General features: G+C 70.3%; 19 protein-coding genes. 8 read left to right on the top strand and 11 right to left on the bottom strand.

Going from position 1 to position 21637, the window contains the following annotated elements:
* Nucleotides 1-20: 20 nt before the first annotated feature.
* Nucleotides 21-539, top strand: a complete 519-nt coding sequence (locus ACWGJB_RS17785; protein WP_453381078.1) for a hypothetical protein — start codon at nucleotides 21-23, stop codon at nucleotides 537-539.
* A 95-nt stretch (nucleotides 540-634) separates the two neighbouring features.
* Here ACWGJB_RS17785 and ACWGJB_RS17780 read toward each other — a convergent pair whose 3' ends face one another.
* From ACWGJB_RS17780 to ACWGJB_RS17770, 3 genes are all read right to left on the bottom strand, one after another.
* Entirely contained in the window at nucleotides 635-2596 is a 1962-nt protein-coding gene (locus ACWGJB_RS17780) for a S53 family peptidase (protein WP_453381077.1), read from the bottom strand.
* Nucleotides 2597-2881: 285 nt separating this feature from the next.
* Nucleotides 2882-3508 (bottom strand): DUF305 domain-containing protein, encoded by a 627-nt coding sequence (locus tag ACWGJB_RS17775; RefSeq protein ID WP_453381076.1) that lies wholly within the window; start codon nucleotides 3506-3508, stop codon nucleotides 2882-2884.
* Nucleotides 3508-4170: a DUF3105 domain-containing protein gene (locus ACWGJB_RS17770; protein WP_453381075.1), complete on the bottom strand. Its 663-nt coding sequence runs from the start codon at nucleotides 4168-4170 to the stop codon at nucleotides 3508-3510. Before ACWGJB_RS17770 ends, ACWGJB_RS17775 begins: the two co-directional genes overlap by 1 nt.
* A gap of 363 nt (nucleotides 4171-4533) precedes the next feature.
* Between ACWGJB_RS17770 and ACWGJB_RS17765 the strand changes: the two genes are divergently transcribed.
* Both ACWGJB_RS17765 and ACWGJB_RS17760 read left to right on the top strand, forming a co-directional pair.
* Nucleotides 4534-4656: a hypothetical protein gene (locus tag ACWGJB_RS17765; RefSeq protein ID WP_450759735.1), complete on the top strand. Its 123-nt coding sequence runs from the start codon at nucleotides 4534-4536 to the stop codon at nucleotides 4654-4656.
* 24 nt (nucleotides 4657-4680) lie between these two features.
* Entirely contained in the window at nucleotides 4681-6042 is a 1362-nt protein-coding gene (locus ACWGJB_RS17760) for a glutamine synthetase family protein (protein ID WP_453381074.1), read from the top strand.
* 45 nt (nucleotides 6043-6087) lie between these two features.
* Here ACWGJB_RS17760 and ACWGJB_RS17755 read toward each other — a convergent pair whose 3' ends face one another.
* From ACWGJB_RS17755 to ACWGJB_RS17735, 5 genes are all read right to left on the bottom strand, one after another.
* The gene (locus ACWGJB_RS17755) at nucleotides 6088-6492 is read right to left on the bottom strand and encodes a hypothetical protein (protein ID WP_453381073.1); all 405 of its coding nucleotides are present in this window, start codon (nucleotides 6490-6492) and stop codon (nucleotides 6088-6090) included.
* 109 nt (nucleotides 6493-6601) lie between these two features.
* A complete protein-coding gene (locus ACWGJB_RS17750) occupies nucleotides 6602-7621 on the bottom strand; it encodes a TolB family protein (RefSeq protein ID WP_453381072.1) in 1020 nt (339 codons plus the stop codon).
* A gap of 41 nt (nucleotides 7622-7662) precedes the next feature.
* The gene (locus ACWGJB_RS17745; protein WP_453381071.1) at nucleotides 7663-8934 is read right to left on the bottom strand and encodes an MFS transporter; all 1272 of its coding nucleotides are present in this window, start codon (nucleotides 8932-8934) and stop codon (nucleotides 7663-7665) included.
* Between the two features lies 1 nt (nucleotide 8935).
* Complete coding sequence (locus tag ACWGJB_RS17740; RefSeq protein WP_453381352.1) at nucleotides 8936-9808, bottom strand: alkaline phosphatase family protein; 873 nt, start codon at nucleotides 9806-9808, stop codon at nucleotides 8936-8938.
* A gap of 187 nt (nucleotides 9809-9995) precedes the next feature.
* Nucleotides 9996-10517, bottom strand: a complete 522-nt coding sequence (locus tag ACWGJB_RS17735; protein ID WP_453381070.1) for a pyridoxamine 5'-phosphate oxidase family protein — start codon at nucleotides 10515-10517, stop codon at nucleotides 9996-9998.
* Nucleotides 10518-10663: 146 nt separating this feature from the next.
* Between ACWGJB_RS17735 and ACWGJB_RS17730 the strand changes: the two genes are divergently transcribed.
* The gene (locus tag ACWGJB_RS17730; RefSeq protein WP_453381069.1) at nucleotides 10664-13678 is read left to right on the top strand and encodes a bifunctional [glutamine synthetase] adenylyltransferase/[glutamine synthetase]-adenylyl-L-tyrosine phosphorylase; all 3015 of its coding nucleotides are present in this window, start codon (nucleotides 10664-10666) and stop codon (nucleotides 13676-13678) included.
* Here the strand turns inward: ACWGJB_RS17730 and ACWGJB_RS17725 are convergent.
* Nucleotides 13666-14649 (bottom strand): DMT family transporter, encoded by a 984-nt coding sequence (locus ACWGJB_RS17725; RefSeq protein WP_453381068.1) that lies wholly within the window; start codon nucleotides 14647-14649, stop codon nucleotides 13666-13668. The two genes, ACWGJB_RS17730 and ACWGJB_RS17725, sit on opposite strands and share 13 nt — an antisense overlap.
* A 71-nt stretch (nucleotides 14650-14720) precedes the next feature.
* On the opposite strand from ACWGJB_RS17725, the gene ACWGJB_RS17720 reads away from it, so the two are divergent.
* A complete protein-coding gene (locus ACWGJB_RS17720) occupies nucleotides 14721-15614 on the top strand; it encodes a LysR substrate-binding domain-containing protein (protein ID WP_453381067.1) in 894 nt (297 codons plus the stop codon).
* Nucleotides 15615-15827: 213 nt separating this feature from the next.
* Here ACWGJB_RS17720 and ACWGJB_RS17715 read toward each other — a convergent pair whose 3' ends face one another.
* On the bottom strand, nucleotides 15828-16649 hold the full coding sequence (locus tag ACWGJB_RS17715) for a phosphatase PAP2 family protein (protein WP_453381066.1): 822 nt from the start codon (nucleotides 16647-16649) through the stop codon (nucleotides 15828-15830).
* Between the two features lie 82 nt (nucleotides 16650-16731).
* Nucleotides 16732-17754, bottom strand: coding sequence for a LacI family DNA-binding transcriptional regulator (locus ACWGJB_RS17710; RefSeq protein ID WP_453381065.1), 1023 nt, complete (start codon nucleotides 17752-17754; stop codon nucleotides 16732-16734).
* A gap of 393 nt (nucleotides 17755-18147) precedes the next feature.
* On the opposite strand from ACWGJB_RS17710, the gene ACWGJB_RS17705 reads away from it, so the two are divergent.
* The 3 genes from ACWGJB_RS17705 to ACWGJB_RS17695 all read left to right on the top strand — a co-directional run bounded on the left by ACWGJB_RS17705 (nucleotide 18148) and on the right by ACWGJB_RS17695 (nucleotide 21452).
* The gene (locus ACWGJB_RS17705) at nucleotides 18148-19422 is read left to right on the top strand and encodes an extracellular solute-binding protein (protein ID WP_453381064.1); all 1275 of its coding nucleotides are present in this window, start codon (nucleotides 18148-18150) and stop codon (nucleotides 19420-19422) included.
* 103 nt (nucleotides 19423-19525) lie between these two features.
* Nucleotides 19526-20530: a carbohydrate ABC transporter permease gene (locus tag ACWGJB_RS17700; protein WP_453381063.1), complete on the top strand. Its 1005-nt coding sequence runs from the start codon at nucleotides 19526-19528 to the stop codon at nucleotides 20528-20530.
* 13 nt (nucleotides 20531-20543) lie between these two features.
* Entirely contained in the window at nucleotides 20544-21452 is a 909-nt protein-coding gene (locus ACWGJB_RS17695) for a sugar ABC transporter permease (RefSeq protein WP_453381062.1), read from the top strand.
* Nucleotides 21453-21637 lie beyond the last annotated feature (185 nt).

The raw sequence follows: 21637 nt of genomic DNA, 5'->3' as shown, positions 1-21637 counted from the left end.
GAAAGAGACGAGGAGCGGACGTGAACGCATCCAGGCCCGCCCGCCCACGTGCGGTGGCCGTCGCGGCCGTCGCCCTGCTGGCGGCCGGCTGCTCGGGACACTCCCAGCCGACCCCGCACGTCCTGCTGACCAGCGGCGTCTACCAGGGCGAACCCTGGTCGGTGTACGCCTGGCAGCAGGACGGGCAGCTGTGCATGGAGGTCGACGGACCCGGTGACCCGACGGCCTCCGGGGCAGCGAGCGCCGGGGCCTGCGGGTTCGACCAGAAGAACCCGTCGTCGGGCTACTACGCCAGCGGTCCGGGGCCCGGTGACAGCGACGTCAACTACGGGCCCCTGCCCTCGCGCGCCACCCAGATCCGGGTGGCGACCAAGGAGATCCTGCCGACCCGGCCGTTCCCGGCCGGCAAGCAGCTGCCCGCGGGGCGCTACTGGATCCAGATCATTCCGAAGGACTGGCCGCTCCCGGCCAACGGCAAGGTGATCTCGCCGAAGCCCCTGGACGCGTCGGGCCGACAGGTCGCGTACCAGGACTTCTGACCGCAGCACACAGGGTCGAACACGAAGGGGCGTGAGGTCCGTCAGGACCCCACGCCCCTTCGCTGAGCCGCTCAGCGGTTCACCGCGTCAGCGGATCAGTGCTTCCGGTGCGCCTTCGGCTGGTACGACTCCACGTAGCCGGCCGCCGGGGTGCCGACGCCCGTGACGTCGTCGTAGCCCTTGACCGCGGACAGGGAGCTGTCCTTGCCGAGGCTGCGGACCGAGGTCAGCAGGCCGTTGGTGGCGTCGTAGCCGTTGGCGAAGTCGACGCGGGCGACCGCGAGGTCCTTGCCGGTCGGCTTGTCCGTGACGTCGTGGTAGACCTTCGTGCCGTACTTGGAGTAGATCAGCGGGTTGGCGAAACCGATCGCCTGGCCGCCGCGCGCCTCCTGGGCGAGGGCCTGGACCGCCGCGATGACCGGCGCGGCCAGCGACGTGCCGCCGATGCGGTACTCGCTGTACGCCTCGGTGCCGTCCGCCTGGGTCTGCGTCTGGCCGACCTTGAAACCGGTGTTGGGGTCGGCGATCGCCGAGATGTCCGGGACCACGCGGTTGCCGGAGGCGCTGTTGGCCTTCGCGAGCGAGTCCGGGACGACGCCCTTCTGGTAGGACGGCTCGTTCACCGTCTTGCTGGTGCCGCCGCCCGCGCCCGAGGTGAACGGGCCGGGGAAGCCGGTCCAGCTCTTGCCGTCGGCCGACAGCGAGGCCTTCTCGGTGCCCCAGCCGGTCTCCCACAGGTACTTGTCGCCCTTGCCGACGGCCAGCGAGGTACCGCCGACCGCCGTCACCCAGGCGGAGTTGGCCGGGGTGTCGACCTGCTTCACCTTGGTGTTGGCGACCTCGTCGCCGTTGTCACCGGAGGAGAAGTAGAAGCCGATGCCCTGCACCGCGCCCAGCTGGAAGACCTGGTCGTAGGCGGCCTGGACGTCCGGGGTCTCGTTGCCCTCGATGTCGCCCCAGGAGTTGGAGACGATGTCGGCCAGGTGGTTGTCGACGACCTTGCTGAGCGCGTCCAGCAGGTCGCTGTCCTGGCAGGACGCGGCGCCCACGTAGGTGACGTCGGCGTCCGGCGCGACCGCGTGCACGGCCTCGACGTCGAGGGTCTCCTCGCCGTACCAGCCGGAGGCGTCGCACTCGTCGGCGCCGGTGTTCGTGTAGTTCGCGGGCAGCACCTGGTGCAGCTGGCTCGTCTTCCACGAGGAGTCGCCGTGCGCCTTGGCGTAGGTGCCGGCGTCGAAGGCGATGGTCGGCGAGGCGAACGCGTCGGTGATCGCGACGCGCACGTGCTTGCCGGTGTACTTGCCGGCGCCGTAGGCGGCCCGCAGCTGCTTGCCGGTGTAGCCCTCGACGGCGTACGGGATCTTGGTGCCGTACGCGTCCGGCAGCGTGGTCGCGGTCTTCGAGCCGTAGTACGACGAGAACGGCCCGGCGTTCTTGAACACGCCGGCCGGGGGCGGCAGCGTGTCGTCGTGGGTCGCCTTGTGCGGCGCGTTGTCCAGGCCGGTGACGGTCAGGACGGCGTCGCTGACGGAGGCCGGCACGGTCGCCGTCGCCGCCGGGGCACGGTAGGTCTTCGAGCCCTTGGCGTAGTTGTGCAGCTGGGTGCCGAACGCCTTCTCGGCGGCGGAGACGTCGCCGGAGACGGATATGTAGTGCTGGGTGACCTCGGTGACCTTCAGGCCGGACGCGGTCAGCCAGGACTTGACGGCCTTCACCTGGGCCGCGGTGGCGCCGAAGCGGGCCTGCGCCTGCTTGGCGCTGAGGTACTTGCCGTAGTACGGCGAGCTGGGGTCGGACACGGCCTTCGCGTAGGCCGCGAGGCCGCTGGCGTTCCGGCCGGCCAGGTAGACCCGGGCCTTGACCTGCGCGCTGTTCGAGGTCGCGCCCTTGTCCGCCTTGGCCGTGGCCCAAGTGGGCTTGGTGCCCTTCAGGGTGTCACGGGCCGGGCTGTCCGCGGCGTGCGCCGCGGGTATGCCGAGTGCGAGCGCGCCGGCGATCATCGGCAGTGTCGCTGCCATGCTCACGCTGGCCCGCACCTTGGCACGGTTCGATCTCATACTGCCCCCTGCTATGCGGTTCGACGCATGGAGTGGTCGGTCAGGCGTGATCATCAGGAGGCCAGCGGCGGAACGGCCCGTGAATGGATCACACGATGGACGTCACTCTTACGGTGAACTGTTCATGCCAGGGGAATGAAAAGGCCAAGGAAACCCCAAGTGAGCGTTGCTTAGGGGCTTTTGACCGGATTTCGATGGCGTACCAAACGTTACGGATCGATTGCGATTGCCCGTAAGCCCTTGCGGTGCCGTTAAGTCGACAAATCCCCCACCTTGTAGGTCAGTTCAGTCGCGCGGCTTGGCGCCCCGCTCCTTCAGCATCTGCGCCATGGTCGTCAACTCCGACTGCTGCGCGTCCACCATGCCCTGGGCGAGGCTCTTCTCCACGCCGACGGTGCACTTGGCCACACACCCCTCGGCCATGTGGATACCGCCCTTGTGATGGTCCGTCATCAGCTGCAGATAGAAGATCTCCGCCTGCTTGCCGTTCAGCGTCCCCAGCTTCTTCAGCTCGGTGTTGGTCGCCATGCCCGGCATCAGCGAACCGTCCTTGCCGGAGGCCATGTCGCCCATGCCCATCCAGGTCATCGGCGGATCGGCCGACACCTTCGGCAGCCCCCACAGGTCCAGCCAGCCCAGCAGCATGCCGCGCTGGTTGGCCTGCGTCTGCGCGATGTCGTAGGCGAGGCGCCGTACGTCGGTGTCCTTCGTGCGGTCGCGCACGATGTACGACATCTCGACGGCCTGCTGGTGATGGACGGCCATGTCCCGCGCGAACCCGGCGTCCGCCGAGTCGGCGCTCGGGACCGTACCGCCACCGCCGTCGCCGTCCTCGCCCGCGACCGCGTAGGTGATCGCGCCGGCCGCGACCAGCACCGCCACCGCGGAGCCCGCGATGAGAACCGACCGCATCACTGGCCCTTACCGCCCGTGCACGCGGCACCCGGCTCGGGGGTCTGCTTGCCCTGCACGAACTCCTCGAAGAACTTGCCCACGTTCGGGTCGTCGGCCCCGGTCACGGTGCGCTGGTGCGCCCACGCCGTCATCATGATCGGGTCCTTCTGCTTGTCGTCCGGGCTCATCAGCGTGTACGGCGTCTGCTTCACCTTCGCCGCGAGCGCGTCGACGTCGGCCTTCTTCGCCTTGCTGTTGTACGTCACCCAGACCGCGCCGTGCTCCAGCGAGTGCACGGCGTTCATGTTGTCGAGCGCCTTGGTGTAGACGTCGCCGTTGCAGTTCTGCCAGACCGGGTTGTGGTTGCCGCCCACCGGAGGCTCGGTCGGGTAGTGCACGGTCGCCGTCACGTGCGTCCGGCCCAGCGTGCCCTTCCAGGTGTTCACCCCGTCCTTGCCGGTCACGAAGTGCCCCGAGGTCTTCGCGTCGGCCGCCGTGGAGTCGTCACCGGAGTGGTTCTTCACCAGCACCACACCGCCGACCACGAGGCCGGCGACGACCACCACGCTCGCGGCGATCGTGAGGATCCGGTTGCGACGCTCGCGCGCCTGCTCCGCGCGCCGCATCTGCTCTATGCGCGCCTTGCGTTCGGCGTTGCTGCTCTTCTTCGCGGAACCCATGGGGTGTGTCCTTCTGGGGGGTAAGGGGTGTGAAAGGTGGGCCAGCTGATCGTAATCGGGAGACGGGGTCAGCCGTAGGGAGGGCACAGGAAAGACCTGGAAATGCCGGTGGTTCGACAGGAAACCGATAACCGGGACGTGGGGGCGCGGGCGGGTGTGGCCGACCTCGGGTGCGGGGTGCGGGGTGCGGGGTGTCGGGTTTTGGGTGTTGAGCCTCCGATGGGTTTGCATCTGGTATTCCGATGGGTTTGCATCTGATATTCATGTTCACGGGCCAGGTGTGACGCGCGTCGGAATCGGATCGGCCATTACGGATGTCGGTGCGAGCAGGCAAGATGGGCGCCAGGGCGGTACACCTGCCGTATGGGAGCCGTTCAGGCCGAGGACGCCGGGGCGATCATGGTCCGCAACGCGCATGAAATGCTGTTGTGGTGTGATGCTCAGGTGCCCGACCGCCTCCTGTGGGACCGGGAGCAGGCGGCCTGACCAGCAAGGATGGGGAAGCGGAAGATGGACAAGCAGCAGGAGTTCGTGCTCCGGACCTTGGAGGAGCGGGACATCCGGTTCGTACGCCTGTGGTTCACGGACGTGCTGGGCTTCCTCAAGTCCGTCGCCGTGGCCCCGGCCGAGCTGGAACAGGCCTTCGACGAGGGCATCGGCTTCGACGGCTCCGCGATCGAGGGCTTCGCCCGGGTCTACGAGTCCGACATGATCGCCAAGCCGGACCCGTCCACCTTCCAGGTCCTCCCGTGGCGCGCGGAGACCCCCGGCACGGCCCGCATGTTCTGCGACATCCTGATGCCGGACGGCTCCCCGTCCTTCGCAGACCCGCGCTACGTCCTCAAGCGGGCCCTGGCCCGCACCTCCGACCTGGGCTTCACCTTCTACACCCACCCGGAGATCGAGTTCTTCCTCCTGAAGGACCGCCCGCTGGACGGCTCCCGCCCGGTCCCGGCCGACAACTCGGGTTACTTCGACCACACCCCCACCAACGTCGGCATGGACTTCCGCCGCCAGGCGATCACCATGCTGGAGTCGATGGGCATCTCGGTCGAGTTCTCCCACCACGAGGGCGCCCCGGGCCAGCAGGAGATCGACCTCCGCTACGCCGACGCGCTCTCCACGGCGGACAACATCATGACGTTTCGCCTGGTCATGAAGCAGGTGGCGCTGGAGCAGGGCGTGCACGCGACCTTCATGCCGAAGCCGTTCTCCGAGCACCCCGGCTCGGGCATGCACACCCACCTCTCCCTCTTCGAGGGCGACCGGAACGCGTTCTACGAGTCGGGCGCGGAATTCCAGCTCTCCAAGGTCGGCCGTTCCTTCATCGCGGGCCTGCTGAAGCACGCGGCGGAGATCTCGGCGGTCACCAACCAGTGGGTGAACTCCTACAAGCGCATCTGGGGCGGCTCCGAGCGCACCGCCGGCGCCGGCGGCGAGGCCCCCTCCTACATCTGCTGGGGCCACAACAACCGCAGCGCGCTGGTCCGGGTCCCGATGTACAAGCCCGGCAAGACGGGCTCGGCGCGCGTCGAGGTCCGTTCCATCGACTCCGGATCCAACCCGTACCTGGCCTACGCCCTCCTGCTGGCGGCCGGCCTCAAGGGCATCGAGGAGGGCTACGAGCTCCCGCCGGGCGCCGAGGACGACGTCTGGGCCCTCTCCGACGCGGAGCGCCGCGCGATGGGCATCGAGCCCCTCCCGCAGAACCTCGGCGAGGCCCTCACCCTGATGGAACGCAGCGACCTGGTCGCCGACACCCTCGGCGAACACGTCTTCGATTTCTTCCTGCGCAACAAGCGCCAGGAGTGGTACGAGTACCGCTCCGAGGTCACCGCCTTCGAACTGCGGAAGAACCTGCCGGTGCTGTGAAGGCGGTGGGTGGGCCGGTCGCTCGCCGCGGCCGGCTCCGCCCGGTCAGCCTCCCCGCAGGGTCCGGTGGGCGCCGTACGCCTCGATGAATCCCTGGATCGTCTTGAGATCGTTGGGGAACGTCGAGGACCGCCACTTCGTCTTCTCGCCGTCGAGCGAGACGAGGTCGAGCCACACGGACAGGCTCACGATGGTGCTGTCGGAGAAGCTGCTTCCGTGCACGCGCAGCTCGACTCCGGCCAGGCGGTGGAACTCGACGATCTCCAGCGGCTTCCGGTCGCTGACGTACTCCACGGCTCCGTCGAGGGTGATGACCAGCAGCGGGTCCGGATCGTGCGACGTCCCGCGCAGGAAGCCGGACACTTTCCCCCGCTTCTTGGTGAAGATCCGCCAGGCGACCGGTGCGAAGCCGCGGCGCGCCTGCTCGATGATCTCGCTCGGATCGGTCATGCCGCCTCCCGTTCGGTCTTCGGGGCGTCGGGTTTCACGCCGGGGATCCGGATGACCAGCGTGGGCACCACGGGACGCCCACGCAAGACGGGAAGGCCGATCCCCGCTCCTAGCGCGGGAAGGCGGGCGACACCGCCGACACGCTGATCCGCCGTGCCTTTCCCGTGCCGTCCGCCGGGATCTCGTACAGGTCGGCCCCGTAGTCGCCCGGCATCGCGTAGACGATCGTGTGGTCGTCCTTCCAGACCGCCTGGTCGTCCACGCTGCGGGTCTCTGCCAGCGGGGTTTCGTGCATCGTGCGCAGGTCCAGGACGTACAGGTGCCAAGGGGCGTCCTTCGGGAGGCCCTTGACGCGCTTCTTGTAGGCGATGTGGGTGCCGTCGGGGGAGAGGGACGGGCATTCCACGTTCTGGTGGAGCGTGGTGACGGTGTGGGTGGAGAGGTCGCCCCGGACCAGGTAGGTGCTGCCCTGTGTCGCCAGCGTCGCGTAGAACGTGCGGTCGTCCGAAGCGAACGTCACGCCCCAGAAGTTGACGTCCGCCGCGTGGTGGACGTGGCCGTCCTTCAGGATGCGGAACGCCTCCAGGGAGGGGATCAGCGCGCCCGTGCGCGTGTCGACGATCGCCGTACGAGTGGAGAAGTTCGTGCCCGCGTACGAGTCGCCGCCCACGAACGCCGTCCAGGCCGCGTAGTGGCCGGTGGGGGAGACCCTGGCGCGGGACGGGATGCCCGGGACGTCGAAGTGGGCGGTGGCGTGCAGCCTCGCGTCCAGGATCAACGCGCGGTAGGTGTCCGAGACCGGGCCGTGCACGGCCTGGAGGCATACGCCCGTGCCTGAAGCGGCGTAGAAGCGCAGGCATTTCACGCCGGAAGCCGTGCGTGGGCCGGCCGGGTCGGTCGCCGGGACCGTCGTCAGTTCGTCCCGGTGCGGGCCCCACGCCATGTTCCGGAAGACCATGCGGCCGGGGGTGGTCAGGGTGACCGTCCCCGCGGAGACTTTCGGGCCGCCCGCCTGGGTCTGGTCGCGGCGCTCCGCCCGTGCCGACGCGTGCAGGACGGCGGCCAGGGCGACGGCCGTCAGGACCGCCAGCGCGGAGAGGAGGATCAGGATGCGGGACCTCAAGGGCATCGGGGGCATCGGGGGCATCGGGGCCGGCGGGGTCGTCGGGGTCATGCGGCGGCCTTCCGGACGGGGCGCAGGGACACGGCGTAGGCGGCGCAGGCGGCCAGCGCCGCCGTGGCCAGCAGCAGCGCCGTACGGTCGCCCCACAGCGTCCAGGCCGCGCCGAACGCCAGTGAGCAGGCGAAACGTGCCCCCGCCTGGCCCGTCTGGACCAGCGCCAGGCCCGACGAGCGCAGCGCCTCCGGCACGCTGTCCGACGCGACCGCCATCAGCACCCCGTCGGTCGCCGCGTAGAACGTGCCGTGCAGGGCGAGGACCGCGTAGGGCAGGGCTGTGCCGTGCCAGGACGTGAGCAGCAGGGCGTAGGCCAGGAGCAGGGCTCCGTGGCCGGTCAGGAAGACCCGCCAGCGGCCCCAGCGGTCCGCCAGCCGGCCCAGGGGAACGGCCAGCAGGAGGAACGCGGCCGCCGTACCGAGAGGGAGAAGGGCGAACCAGCGGTCCGGGACGCCGAGCCGGCGTTGCAGCAGCAGGTAGACGAAGGAGTCGCTGACCGTCGCCAGGCCCAGGAGCAGGGCGCAGACGGTGATACGGCGCAGGTCGCGATGGGTGAGGAGGGCGAGCGCCGCGCGGAGGGTGGGGCGGGTGGCGGAGGGGGCCGGGCCGGTGCGTCCGCCTCCGGGTACGAACAGGACCAGGACCAGTACCCCGACCACCGCCACGCAGAAGCTCACCGTGAACACCGCGTCGTAGCCGTCCACCGTCGCCCGCAGGATCAGGAAGGCGACCAGGGGGCCGAGCAGGGCGCCCGCCGTGTCCATCGCCCGGTGCACGCCGAAGGCGCGGCCCCGGGTCTCCGGGGTGCTGGAGAGGGAGATCAGGGCGTCGCGCGGAGCCGTGCGCAGGCCCTTGCCCGTACGGTCCGCCGCGAGGACCAGGCCGATGGGGGTCAGGGTGTGGGCGACCAGCAGGAGGGGCTTGCACAGCGCCGAGAGCGCGTAGCCCGCGCCCGCCACCCACTTGTGCCGGCCGCCGCCGCGGTCGGCGAGGTGGCCGCCGACCAGGCGTACGACCGCCGAGAAGCCGTTGTAGACGCCGTCCAGGAGGCCGAAGCCCAGTGGCGACAGGCCCAGGCCCGCCACCAGGTACAGCGGGAGGACCGCTGTCACCATCTCGGAGGACACGTCCGTGATCAGGCTGACCGTGCCGAGGGCGAGGACGGTGGGAGCGACCGCGGTGCGGTACCGCCCGGCCGGTGACGGCCGGGCGGTACCTTCCGCGGACGCCGCCGGAGTGCTCGCGCGGCTGTCCGCTACATACACGTCAGGACGCCCAGATCCCGGTGATGTCGTCGGCCGAGGCCGCGTTGCCCGCGTGCGCGCTCAGGCCCTGGCCGTCCTCCAGGGTGCGCAGCAGGTCGTAGTGGTTGTAGGTGGTGGAGGAGGTCGACCCCGCCTTGACCGGCTGTCCGTACAGGACCGTCGGGATGCGGTTGCCGGCCAGGCGGTTGTCCTCGTCCATGGTGACGACGAGGAGGCTGTTGTGGGTCTTTGCCCAGGTCGCGTAGGCGCCGAGGTTGTTCTTCAGCCAGGTGTCACCGGTGGACACCGAGCAGTCGTGCATGTCGCTGCACAGGTTGGGGGTCACGAAGGAGAGCTGGGGCAGGGTGGTGTAGTCGGTGGGGAACTGGGTGAACGTCTTCGCGGTCGACGTCGGTACGTTGCTGAAGCCGAACCACGGGTTGTGCTTGCGCGCGTAGTTGCCGCTGCTGCACGTGGTCGAGCCCTGGCTGGGCAGGGTCTCGTTGTAGCTGGCCCAGGTGCGGCCGGCCGCGAGCTGCTCGGAGGCCAGGTTCGCCGCCGAGGAGAAGCCTGCGGTGTAGCAGCTGTCGTCGGTGATGCCCTGGGTGGCGCCGGAGAACAGGGCGAAGTAGTTGGGCTGGCTCGGGTGGGTCTCGGCGTACATCTGGGTCAGGTTGGCGCCGCCGGTCGCCAGCGAGTTGATGTAGGGGGCGCTGGAGGATCCGATGACCTGGCTGTAGGCGTGGTTCTCGAAGACCACGACGATCACGTGGTCCGGGGTCGGTACGGCACTCGCGGCGTGCGCGGACGAGCCGCCGAGCCCGGTCCACAGACCGATCGCGGCCGCGGTGAAGGCGGTGGCGGAGGCCACCGTCGTACGGGCTCGGCGCAGCATCGCCGAACGTGCGGAACTGCCGGACACATCAACCTCCGGTGCTGGGGAAGGGAGGGGTGGGGGTGGTGCGGACAGAGCATGCACACGCCAATAATCCCCCCGTCCCACCGCGTCCGGCCAGACGGATGAAGAGCGGATGAACTGCTCCTGTCGGTGGGTCAGTCGGGCCCCCTTCTCCGGAAGCCGCTCACTGGTCCGCCCGGTCCGCCCACGTCCACTTCGTCTGGCTGAACGGCTCGCCCTTGCCGAAGCCCAGGACCTTGCGGGGCCGCACCGCGAAGACCAGTGCCCGGCCGGGCCCGTGCTGGAAGTGGCCGTCGGCCACCTCGTAGTGCCAGGCGGGGCCGTACTTCGCCTCCCAGGCCGCCGCCAGCTCGCGCAGCCGGCCGTCGTCGGTGACCCGCACCACCTCGCCCTCGACGGTCAGGTCGTACCCCTGGGCCCAGCTGTTGGTGCCGGTGGTCAGGACGACGTGCGGGTTCCCGGCGAGGTTGTGCGCCTTGCGTTCGCCGGGGCCGGTGCTGAAGTGCAGGGCGCCGTCGTGCCACACCGCGAGCAGTGGGGTGACATGCGGCCGCCCGTCCGGCCGTACCGTGGCGAGCCAGAACAGCTCGGCGCCGGTGAGCAGCTTCTCCGCCTCGGACCAGTCGTGGGCCCGGGTGCCGGGGCTGCTGTAGCGGGCGTCCAGCACACCCTCGGGTTCGCGCATGATGCCTCCTTCGGTTCTCCTGTCGGTGGACACCCGGTACAGACCACGATCCCGCCGGAAACTCATCGGCGCCCGTGACCGGGTCTCCGGTTAGGCTCTGGCGTGGACGACCTTGATCCGGTTCTCGATCCCAGGGGAGGCCGCGGATGACGCCGGGGCGCAGGAGCAGCACCTTCACGCGACTGCTTCGGCACGGCTTCACCGATGCCTCGGCGGCCGAGCGCCTGCTGGACAGCCCCGAGCTGGCGGCCGTACGCGACGACCCGGTCCTCCTTGAGGCACTCGGTGCCACCGCCGACCCGGATCTCGCCCTGCACGGCCTGGTACGGCTGCTGGAGGCCCAGCCCGGCCCCACCGCCCACCGCGAACTGCTCGACACCCTGATAGCGGCCAAGCCGCTCCGGGACCGCCTGCTGGGCGTCCTCGGCGCCTCCGCGGCCCTCGCCGACCACCTGGCCCGGCACCCGCGGGACTGGGAGGCCCTGGTCACCTACGAGCCCCGGGACCTGCACCCCGGCGTGGCGGATTTCGAACGCGGCCTGGCCGAGGCCGGCGACCCGGTCGGCCTGCGGGTCGCCTACCGGCGATGCCTGCTGTCCATCGCCGCCCGGGACGTGTGCGGCACCACCGACGTCGCCGAGACCGCCGCCGAGCTCGCCGACCTCGCCACCGCCACCCTGCGCGCCGCCCTCGCCCTCGCCGAGCGAGCCGCGCCCGAGGACGCCGCCGCCTGCCGGCTCGCGGTGATCGCCATGGGCAAGTGCGGCGGCCACGAGCTGAACTACGTCTCCGACGTCGACGTCATCTTCGTCGGCGAGGCCGCCACCGGCGCCGACGAGACCAAGGCCCTGCGCTCGGCCACCAGGCTCGCCTCGCACATGATGCGGATCTGCTCCGAGACCACGGTGGAGGGCTCGATCTGGCCGGTCGACGCCAACCTCCGGCCCGAGGGCCGCAACGGTCCGCTCGTCCGCACGCTGAGCAGCCACCTCGCCTACTACCAACGCTGGGCCAAGACCTGGGAGTTCCAGGCCCTGCTCAAGGCCCGCCCGGTCGCCGGCGACCGCGAACTGGGGCAGGAGTACATCGACGCCCTCGAACCGCTGGTCTGGAAGGCCGCCGAGCGCGACAACTTCGTCGCCGACGTGCAGCAGATGCGCCGCCGGGTGGTGGAGAACATCCCCGTCGCCGAGGTCGACCGCGAGCTGAAGCTCGGCCCCGGCGGCCTGCGCGACGTCGAATTCGCCGTCCAGCTGCTCCAGTTGGTGCACGGACGGGCCGACGTCACCGTCCGCTCCGGCACCACCCTCGTCGCCCTCCAGGCCCTCGCCGCCGGCGGCTACGTGGGCCGCGCCGACGCCACCCAACTCGACGACGCCTACCGCTTCCTGCGCTCCATGGAGCACCGCATCCAGCTCTACCGGCTGCGCCGCACCCATCTGGTCCCCGAGGACCAGGCCGACCTGCGCCGCCTCGGCCGCTCGCTCGGCCTGCGCACCGACCCGGTGGCCGAGCTGATCCGCGAGTGGAAGCGGCACACCGGTGTCGTACGACGCCTGCACGAGAAGCTCTTCTACCGCCCGCTGCTCGACGCGGTCGCCCAACTCGGCCCCGGCGAGGCCAGGTTGAGCCCGAAGGCGGCCCGGGAACGCCTGGAGGCGCTCGGCTACATCGACCCGGCGGCCGCCCTGCGTCATCTGGAGGCCCTCGCCTCCGGCGTCACCCGCAAGGCCGCGATCCAGCGCACCCTGCTGCCCGTCCTGCTGGGCTGGTTCGCCGACTCCGCCGACCCGGACGCGGGCCTGCTGAACTTCCGCAAGGTCTCCGACGCCCTCGGCAAGACCCCCTGGTACCTGCGGCTGTTGCGGGACGAGGGCGCCGCCGCCGAGAACCTCGCCCGGGTGCTGTCGGCCGGCCGGCTCGCCCCCGACCTGCTGATGCGCGCCCCCGAGGCGGTCGCCCTGCTCGGCGACGGCGACGGTGCCCGCGAGGGCGGCGGCTCCGGCGGCCTCGAACCCCGCGAACGCGCCCCGCTGGAGAGGGAGATCCTCGCCGCCGTCGGCCGCGCAGACAACGCCGCGGACGGCGTGCGGGCCGTGCGTGGCGTGCGCCGCCGCGAGCTGTTCCGTACCGCCGCGGCCGACATCGTCGACTCCTACGGCACCGAGACCAATCCCGCCGAGGCCGACCAGGGCGCCCTGGTGGACCGGGTCGGCGGCGCGGTCTCCGACCTGACGGCGGCGACCCTGGCCGGCACCCTGCGGGCGGTGGTCCGCGACGGCTGGGGCGACACCCTGCCGACCCGGTTCACGATCATCGGCATGGGCCGGTTCGGCGGCCACGAGCTGGGCTACGGTTCCGACGCGGACGTGGTGTTCGTGCACGAGCCGCAGGAGGGCGTGGCCGAGCGGGAGGCCGCCGACGCGGCGAACAAGGTCGTCTCCGAGATGCGGCGGCTGCTCCAGATCCCCAGCGCCGACCCGCCTTTGCTGATCGACGCCGACCTGCGGCCCGAGGGCAAGTCCGGGCCGCTGGTGCGCACGCTCAAGGCCTACGAGGCGTACTACCGCCGGTGGTCGCTGGTGTGGGAGTCGCAGGCCCTGCTGCGGGCCGAACCGGTCGCCGGGGACGAGGAGTTGGGGCGCCGCTTCATCGACCTGGTCGATCCGCTGCGGTATCCGGCGGAGGGGCTCGGCGAGGACGCGGTCCGCGAGATCCGGCGGCTGAAGGCCCGTATGGAGTCCGAGCGGCTGCCGCGCGGGGCCGACCCCAAGCTGCACACCAAGCTCGGGCCGGGCGGGCTGTCCGACGTCGAGTGGACCGTGCAGCTGCTGCAGCTGCGGCACGGTTGGGCCGAGCCGGGACTGCGGACCACCCGGACCCGGGAGGCGCTGGCCGCGGCGTGCGCGGCGGGGCTGCTGGGGGCCGAGGAGGCCTCGATACTGGACGAGGCGTGGGTACTGGCCACCCGGGTGCGGAACGCGGTGATGCTGGTGCGGGGGCGGGCCGGCGACACGTTTCCTCCGGAGAGCCGGGAGTTGGCTGCGGTGGGCCGGTACCTGGGGTACGGGGACGGGCATGCGGGGGACATGCTGGATGCGTACCGGCGGACTGCGCGGCGGGCTCGGGTGGTTGTGGAGGAGCTTTTCTACGGGGCTTGAGGGGTTGTGCCAGGGGGAGTCCGGTCGTGTTTCGGGTGCGGCGCCGTTGGGGCTGGTCGCGCCCCGCGGCGGAGCCGCTGATGTATACGGCCCCGCGCCCCTTCGGGGCGCTCCAGCTGGCGGCGTGTCAAGGCCACCCCGGTCAACACGACCGCCATGCCTGTCACCACCCGCCGGCCGATGTGTTCGTCCAGGATCAGGGCGCCCAGGGCCACCGACACCACCGGTAGCAGGTAGCCGACCGTTGCCGCGCTGGTCGCGCCCTCGTCCGCTATCAGGCGGTAGTTGAGGTAGAAGGTGACGCCCGTCGCCAGGACGCCGAGGGCGGTGACCGCCAGCACGCCGGTCAGGTCCGTGTCCACCGGGCCCGCCCACGGCAGCCCCAGCGTGCTCCACGCCGTCGCCGTCAGGAGTTGCGCGGCCGAGACCGCCAACGGGGCGCCCCGGCCGGTCAGACGGCGGGCCATGTACGCGAACGCCACCGCGTAGCTCGCCGCCGCCCCGAGCAGGGAGAGCGCACCCCAGCTCAGCAGGCCCGAGCGGTGCCAGGGGGCGAAGATCAGGACCGTACCGGCGAAGCCCAGCAGGAGGCCGGTCAGGCGGGTGCGGGACAGGCCGCGGTCGGTGCCGACGGCGAGGCCGATGAGCAGGGACCACAGCGGAGTCGTGGCGTTCAGGACGCCCGCGATGCCCGAGTCGACCGACCGCTCGCCCAGCGCGAACAGGGCGAAGGGGATGGCGTTGCAGAACAGGGCGGCCACCGCCAGGTGGCCCCAGAGGGCGCGGGAGCCGGGGATGCGCTGGGCGGCCCTGCGGGCCAGCAGGGCCAGGACGGCGGTGCCAAGGGCGCAGCGGACGATCGTGATCTGGGCGGGGGACAGGCCGTGGTTCAGGGCGAGTTTGATCCAGAGGAATCCGGAACCCCAGAGCAGGGCAAGGGCGGTCATCCGGACGGTCGAGGCGAGCGGCATGGCTCCACCGTGCCCGCACCGACTCATCAGGACAAGTGAAAGGTTGTGCACGCACCGTTAAGATGTACTGCATGATGGATGTGCGACGGATGCAGGTGCTCCGGGCCGTGGTGGCCGACGGATCGGTGACCGGTGCGGCGGCCACCCTCGGCTACACGCCCTCCGCGGTGAGCCAGCAGATCGCCGCGCTGGAGAAGGAGGCCGGGGCCGCGCTCCTGGAGCGGGTCGGGCGCGGGGTGCGGCCCACCGCCGCCGGGCTGCTGCTCACCGAGTACGCCGACACGGTGGCCCGGCAGGTCGCCGAGGCCGAGACCGCCCTGGCCGACCTGCTCGCGGGGCGCACCGGGCGGCTGTCGGTGCGGTACTTCGCCACGGCGGGGGCGGCCCTGGTCGCCCCGGCGGTCGCCCGGCTGCGCGCGGAGCACCCCGGTGTGCGGATCGAACTGCGGCTGTCCCGCGACGCGGACGAGCCGCTGGCCGACGTGAAGGAGGGCCGGGCGGATCTGGCGCTCCTGGTGCGGGCCGAGGGACGGCAGGAGACCGGCGTACGGCTGGTGCGGCTGCTCGACGACCCCTATCTCGCCGTGCTGCCGCGCGGGCACCGGCTCGCCGGGCGGCGCAGCATACGGCTGACCGAGCTGGCGGACGAGGCGTTCGTCGGCAGCGAGTGGCCCGGCCCCTGTCTGGACGCACAGCTCGACGCCTGCCAGGCCGCCGGGTTCCGGCCCCGGTTCGTCGTGGAGAGCGAGGACTACGTCACCGCGCAGGGGTTCGTCGCCGCCGGGCTCGGGGTGAGCCTGGTGCCAAGGCTCGGGCTCGGCAGCCGGCATCCGGGGGTGGTCGTACGGGAGGTGCGCGACCCCGTGCCGGTGCGCGCGATCCACGCGGCGGTACGGGAGACCGCGCCGCCGCAGCCCGCACGGGAGGCGTTCCTCGACGCGCTGCGGGCGGCGGCCGCCAGGTGATGAGCATGGCCCGCGCGTGGTTCATGAGCCCTGCCGGACCCACCTCGAGGCCCGGTCCGCGCGGCGGTCCGCCACCGCCGCCAGGGCCTCGGCCGGCCGTGGGAACCAGCCCCCAGAGGGCGGCGACCGGCCGTGCGGTCACAGCGGGGAGCCGGCGTGCCCGACACCGACGGGCTGCCGGCCGAGTCGGCCCCGGCCGGGCAGCCCGCAGCGCTACGTCCGTCTCGGCAGGGCGTAGGGCAGCGCGCCGTACCACAGGCGGGCCAGCGTCAAGCCGAAGGTCAGGCACAGCATGCCGCCCACCGCGTCCAGCCAGAAGTGGTTGGCCGTGGCGACGATGACCAGCAAGGTCGCCGTCGGGTAGAGGAGGCCCAGGACGCGTACCCATGGCACCGACGCCAGCGCGAAGATCGTCAGGCCGCACCACAGGGACCAGCCGATGTGCATGGACGGCATCGCCGCGTACTGGTTGGACATGTGCTTGAGGTCGCCGGAGGCCATCGAACCCCAGGTGTGGTGGACCGTCACCGTGTCGATGAAGCCGCCGCCGTTCATCAGCCGCGGCGGGGCGAGCGGGAACAGGTAGTAGCCGAGGAGGGCCACGCCCGTCGTGGCGAAGAGGGCGAGGCGGGCCGCCGCGTAGCGGCCGGGATGGCTACGGTAGAGCCACACCAGCACACCCAGCGTCACCACGAAGTGCAGTGTCGCGTAGTAGTAGTTCATCCCGATGATCAGCCAAGTCGCCGAGTTCACGGCGTGGTTGACCGACTCCTCGACGGCGATCCCCAGATGGTGCTCGGCGCGCCAGATCCAGTCCGCGTTGCGCAGCGCCTGCGCCTTCTGCTCCGGGACCGCGTTGCGGATGAGCGAGTAGGTCCAGTAACTCACCGCAATCAGCAGGATCTCGAACCAGAGCCGGGGCCGGCGCGGCGTGCGCAGCCGCCGCAGGAATCCCTGTTCTCCCTCGCCCGTGACGGTCCGCGGAAGGGTCTGTTGTGCGCGACCTTCCGGCTCTGTCACGGTCGAGTCACTCATAGGCACAGAGTCTGCCAGAAAAGAAGTCTCCGACAGATCATCCCAAGGTTGGGTTCACGGTGCATGTTCTACGGCGGGGCGACTACTTCCCAGGCACCGCCGCCGTGGAACCGCGTACCACCAATTCCGGCATGAAAACGAATTCGCTGTGCGGAGCCGGCGTCCCGCCGATCTCCTCCAGGAGGGTGCGCACCGCGGCCTGTCCCATCGCCGGGACCGGCTTGCGGATCGTGGTGAGCGGCGGGTCGGTGAACGCGATCAGCGGGGAGTCGTCGAAACCGACCACCGAGATGTCCTTGGGGACGTCCAGTCCCCGCTGCCGGGCCGCCCGTATTGCGCCGAGGGCCATCATGTCGCTGGCGCAGACGATCGCCGTGCAGTTGCGGTCGATGAGCGCCGTGGTCGCCGCCTGACCGCCCTCCAGGGTGTAGAGGGAGTGCTGGACCAGCTCGGTCTCGATCACCTCGGCCGCCAGCCCCAGCTGGTCCTGCATGGCCCGCACGAAGCCCTCGATCTTGCGCTGCACGGGGACGAAGCGCTTCGGGCCCAGGGCGAGTCCGATCCTGGTGTGCCCCAGGGACACCAGATGCGTGACCGCCAGGGTCATCGCCGCCCGGTCGTCGGGGGAGATGAACGGCGCCTGCACCTTGGGCGAGAAGCCGTCCACGAGGACGTACGGCACGTCCTGCGCGCGTAGCCGCTCGTAGCGCTGCATGTCGGCCGTCGTGTCCGCGTGCAGGCCGGAGACGTAGATGATGCCCGCGACCCCGCGGTCCACCAGCATCTCGGTCAGCTCGTCCTCCGTGGAACCGCCGGGGGTCTGGGTGGCGAGCACGGGGGTGTAACCCTGCCGGGTCAGGGCCTGGCCGATGACCTGGGCCAGCGCCGGGAATATCGGGTTCTCCAGCTCGGGGGTGATCAGCCCCACCAGCCCCTCGCTGCGCTGCCGCAGCCGTACCGGACGCTCGTAGCCGAGCACGTCCAGCGCGGCGAGTACGGACTGGCGGGTGGTGGCGGCGACGCCCGGCTTCCCGTTGAGGACCCGGCTGACGGTCGCCTCGCTCACCCCCGCCTGCGCTGCGATGTCGGCAAGCCGTGTGGTCACGGCACTGGACTGTACCGGCCGTATGTCCCCTTGCACACCGATCGGGCGCCTGATGCGGCCTGGGGGGCGGCCCGGTGCGGGCTGCTGCGTCATCGCACTCCCTCGTGAAACGTGATGGCAAGAGCTTGCAGAGTCTTGCACAAGTGGCCGTCGTAGCGCTCTACCGCCGTAAACAAGCAGCAAGCAAGCGTCTCACGGTGGTCGCCGACAGGTCACGCCCGGATAACTTCGGAGATCTCTTGCACTTTTTTGCTGCAAGGTCTTTCGTCGCGCTTACATCGCTGTTACGTTCCCTGACGCCCGGCCGCCGCAACGGCGCTGTCGGCACGACGGCGAGGACGGCGGACGGGGCCGCCTCGCATCACTCGGGCTTTTCACCCTCAAGGAGAACTCATGCGGCGTGGCATAGCGGCCTCCGCGCTGGTGGCGTCCCTCGCCCTCACGGCGACGGCGTGCGGCGGGAGCGACAGCGACAGCAAGTCGGACGGCCCGGTCACCATCACCTGGTGGGACACCTCCAACGCCACCAATGAGGCACCGACGTACAAGGCCTTGGTCAAGGAGTTCGAAGCCGCGAACAAGGACATCAAGGTCAACTACGTCGACGTCCAGTTCGACCAGGCGCAGAACAAGTTCGACACGGCGGCCCAGTCCGGCAAGGGCGCCCCCGACGTGCTGCGCTCCGAGGTCGGCTGGACCCCCGCCTTCGCCAAGGCCGGCTACTTCCTGCCGCTGGACGGCACCAGCGCGCTCGCGGACAAGGACAAGTTCCAGTCCAGCCTGATGACGCAGGCCCAGTACGAGGGCAAGACCTACGGCGTCCCGCTGGTCACCGACACCCTCGCGCTCGTCTACAACAAGGCCCTGCTGAAGAAGGCCGGCATCGCCGAGGCTCCCAAGACCTGGGACGAGGTGAAGACCGACGCCGCCAAGATCCAGGCCAAGGCCAAGGTCACCGGCTACTGGGGCCCCGAGGCCGCGTACTACACGCAGCCCTTCCTCTACGGCGAGGGCACCGACATGGTCGACGCCTCCGCCAAGAAGATCACCATCACCTCGGCGGCGGCCAAGAAGGGCTACCAGACCTGGCTGGACCTCTACTCCGGCAAGGGCCTGCAGAAGGCGGACACCACCGCCGACGCCTACGCCCACCGCCAGGACGCCTTCGTCAACGGCAAGGTCGCCATGACCATCGAGGGCCCCTGGGAGATCACCAACTTCTACAAGGGCTCCGCGTTCAGCGACAAGTCCAACCTCGGCATCACCACCGTCCCGGCCGGCTCCACCGGCAAGGCGGGCGCCCCGACCGGCGGCCACAACCTCTCCATCTACGCCGGCATCGACAAGGCCCACCAGGAAGCCGCCGAGAAGCTCGTCGCCTTCATGACCTCCGCGAAGTCCCAGACGGAGATCGCCCTGAAGAACTCCACCCTGCCGACCCGCTCCGACGCCTACACCGCCGAGGTCAAGGCCGACCCGGGCATCGCCGGCTACCAGGCCGTCCTCTCCTCCGCGCAGCCGCGCCCGGCGCTCGCCGAGTACTCCTCCCTGTGGGGTCCGGTCGGCACCGAGCTGACCAAGATCGCCGGCGGCAAGGAGTCCCTCGACAAGGGGCTGGGCAACGCCGAACTCGGGATCGAGAAGCTCGTCCCCGACTTCAGCAAGTAAGCCCCGAGTGGCCGTCGGATCCCCCTGAGACATGGGGGGAGGGATCCGGCGGCCACCGGCCTGTGCCCAGCCCGATCACGGAAAACCCAGAAGGTGTCGAACCATGACAGTCGCCATCGACCGCGCGACCGGCAAGCGCCACGGAGACCGCGCGCCCCGCCCCGGGCTGGGCCGGCGGATCCGCAACAACTACCAGAAGTACTGGTACGCCTACGCGATGATCGCCCCCGTGGCCGTCGTGCTCGGGGCACTCGTCATCTACCCGTTGGTGTACGGCTTCTACCTCACGCTGACGGACGCCAACAGCCTGAACACCGCCCGCACCATCGGCGTCAACCACATCGACGCCACCTACAAGTTCATCGGCCTGGACAACTACAAGGACATCCTGTTCGGCCCGACGTCCTACGACCGCTTCTGGTCGCACTTCGTCTGGACGATCGTCTGGACCGCGCTCTGCGTCACCCTGCACTACACCATCGGTCTGGGCCTCGCCCTGCTGCTCAACGAGAAGTTCCGCGGCCGCACCTTCTACCGCATGGTCCTGGTGCTGCCCTGGGCGGTGCCGACCTTCGTCACCGTGTTCGGCTGGCGGTTCATGCTCGCCGACGGCGGCATCATCAACGCGACGCTTCACTTCCTCCATCTGCCGCAACCCGACTGGCTGGAGGACACCTTCTGGCAGCGGACCGCCGCCATCCTCGTCAACACCTGGTGCGGTGTGCCGTTCATGATGCTCTCGCTGCTCGGCGGCCTCCAGGCCATCGACGGCACGCTCTACGAGGCCGCCGAGATGGACGGCGCGAGCGCCTGGCAGCGCTTCCGGTACGTCACCCTGCCGGGGCTGCGGTCGGTCAGCTCCACGGTCGTCCTGCTCGGCATCATCTGGACGTTCAACCAGTTCGCCGTCATCTTCCTGCTCTTCGGCAACACCGCCCCGGACGCACAGATCCTGGTCACCTGGGCCTACTACCTCGGCTTCGGACAGCAGCCGCGTGACTTCGCCCAGTCCGCCGCCTACGGCATGCTGCTGCTGGCCGTCCTGATCGTCTTCACCTCCTTCTACCGCCGCTGGCTCAACCGCAACGACCAGCAGCTCGCGATCTGAGGCAGGAGTTTCCATGAGTACGACCACTGTCGAGACCTCCGCCCAGGTCGCCGAGGAGGCCCCCGTGACCAGCAGTCCCCGTGTCCGCCGCCGGGGTGAGCGCGGCCCCCTCGGCACCGCCGTCACCCACGGCATCCTGGGTGTCGCGAGCCTGATCGCGTTCTTCCCGGTCGGCTGGCTGATCTTCCTGTCCCTCGGCCCGGACAAGGACGACTACCTCCATCCGAGCGGCATCTGGCACAAGATGACGCTGGACAACTACTCCTTCGTCCTCCAGCACACCGGCTTCTGGGACTGGTTCAGGACGACGATGATCGTCGTCGGCGGTACGACGGTCATCGGGCTGATCCTCGCCTCCACCACCGGCTACGCCGTCTCCCGGATGCGCTTCCCGGGCTACCGGAAGTTCATGTGGCTGCTGCTGGTCACCCAGATGTTCCCGATCGCCGTCCTGATCGTGCCGATGTACCAGATCCTGTCGCGGCTCGGCCTCATCGACAGCTACCTCGGCCTGATGCTGGTCTACTGCACCACCGTCGTCCCCTACACGGCCTGGCTGCTCAAGGGCTACTTCGACACGATCCCCTTCGAGATCGACGAGGCCGGCCGGGTCGACGGGCTCTCGCCCTTCGGCACCTTCGCCCGGCTGATCCTGCCGCTCGCCAAGCCGGGTCTCGCGGTCGCCGCGTTCTACAACTTCCTGACCGCCTTCGGCGAGGTGGCGTTCGCGTCCACGTTCATGCTCAGCGACGACAAGTACACCTTCGCGGTGGGGCTGCAGAGCTTCATCAGCGAGCACGACGCGCAGCGCAACCTGATGACCGCGACGGCCGTGCTGATCGCGATACCGGTGGCCGTGTTCTTCTACCTGGTGCAGAAGAACCTGGTGACCGGGCTTACCACCGGCGGCACGAAGGGCTGACTGACGCCGGTCGCCGAAAAAAGCCGCTTCGGTCGTCGTTCGGGTGCGGCGATGCAGTGGCTGGTCGCGCCCACGCGGCGGAAGCCGCATATCGATAGAGTCCCGGGGGCGGGCGGCGGCGGGCGGGGGGGGGCCCGGGGGGGGGGCGGCGACCCCGAAGCCCCCCCCCCCCCCACCCCCCCCCC

This window comes from Streptomyces sp. NPDC054813 (genome assembly GCF_053611365.1).
The sequence above is the reverse complement of the archived record's forward strand: the minus strand, read 5'-3'. Positions and strand labels throughout refer to the sequence as shown.

Coding starts and splice junctions, on each gene's coding strand:
- ACWGJB_RS17700 (WP_453381063.1), top strand. CDS start 19,526: ATGACAGTCGCCATCGACCGCGCGACCGGCAAGCGCCACGGAGACCGC.
- ACWGJB_RS17720 (WP_453381067.1), top strand. CDS start 14,721: ATGATGGATGTGCGACGGATGCAGGTGCTCCGGGCCGTGGTGGCCGAC.
- ACWGJB_RS17780 (WP_453381077.1), bottom strand. CDS start 2,596: ATGAGATCGAACCGTGCCAAGGTGCGGGCCAGCGTGAGCATGGCAGCG.
- ACWGJB_RS17730 (WP_453381069.1), top strand. CDS start 10,664: ATGACGCCGGGGCGCAGGAGCAGCACCTTCACGCGACTGCTTCGGCAC.
- ACWGJB_RS17770 (WP_453381075.1), bottom strand. CDS start 4,170: ATGGGTTCCGCGAAGAAGAGCAGCAACGCCGAACGCAAGGCGCGCATA.
- ACWGJB_RS17755 (WP_453381073.1), bottom strand. CDS start 6,492: ATGACCGATCCGAGCGAGATCATCGAGCAGGCGCGCCGCGGCTTCGCA.
- ACWGJB_RS17735 (WP_453381070.1), bottom strand. CDS start 10,517: ATGCGCGAACCCGAGGGTGTGCTGGACGCCCGCTACAGCAGCCCCGGC.
- ACWGJB_RS17725 (WP_453381068.1), bottom strand. CDS start 14,649: ATGCCGCTCGCCTCGACCGTCCGGATGACCGCCCTTGCCCTGCTCTGG.
- ACWGJB_RS17775 (WP_453381076.1), bottom strand. CDS start 3,508: ATGCGGTCGGTTCTCATCGCGGGCTCCGCGGTGGCGGTGCTGGTCGCG.
- ACWGJB_RS17715 (WP_453381066.1), bottom strand. CDS start 16,649: ATGAGTGACTCGACCGTGACAGAGCCGGAAGGTCGCGCACAACAGACC.
- ACWGJB_RS17750 (WP_453381072.1), bottom strand. CDS start 7,621: ATGCCCTTGAGGTCCCGCATCCTGATCCTCCTCTCCGCGCTGGCGGTC.
- ACWGJB_RS17760 (WP_453381074.1), top strand. CDS start 4,681: ATGGACAAGCAGCAGGAGTTCGTGCTCCGGACCTTGGAGGAGCGGGAC.
- ACWGJB_RS17695 (WP_453381062.1), top strand. CDS start 20,544: ATGAGTACGACCACTGTCGAGACCTCCGCCCAGGTCGCCGAGGAGGCC.
- ACWGJB_RS17705 (WP_453381064.1), top strand. CDS start 18,148: ATGCGGCGTGGCATAGCGGCCTCCGCGCTGGTGGCGTCCCTCGCCCTC.
- ACWGJB_RS17765 (WP_450759735.1), top strand. CDS start 4,534: ATGGGAGCCGTTCAGGCCGAGGACGCCGGGGCGATCATGGTCCGCAAC.
- ACWGJB_RS17740 (WP_453381352.1), bottom strand. CDS start 9,808: ATGCTGCGCCGAGCCCGTACGACGGTGGCCTCCGCCACCGCCTTCACC.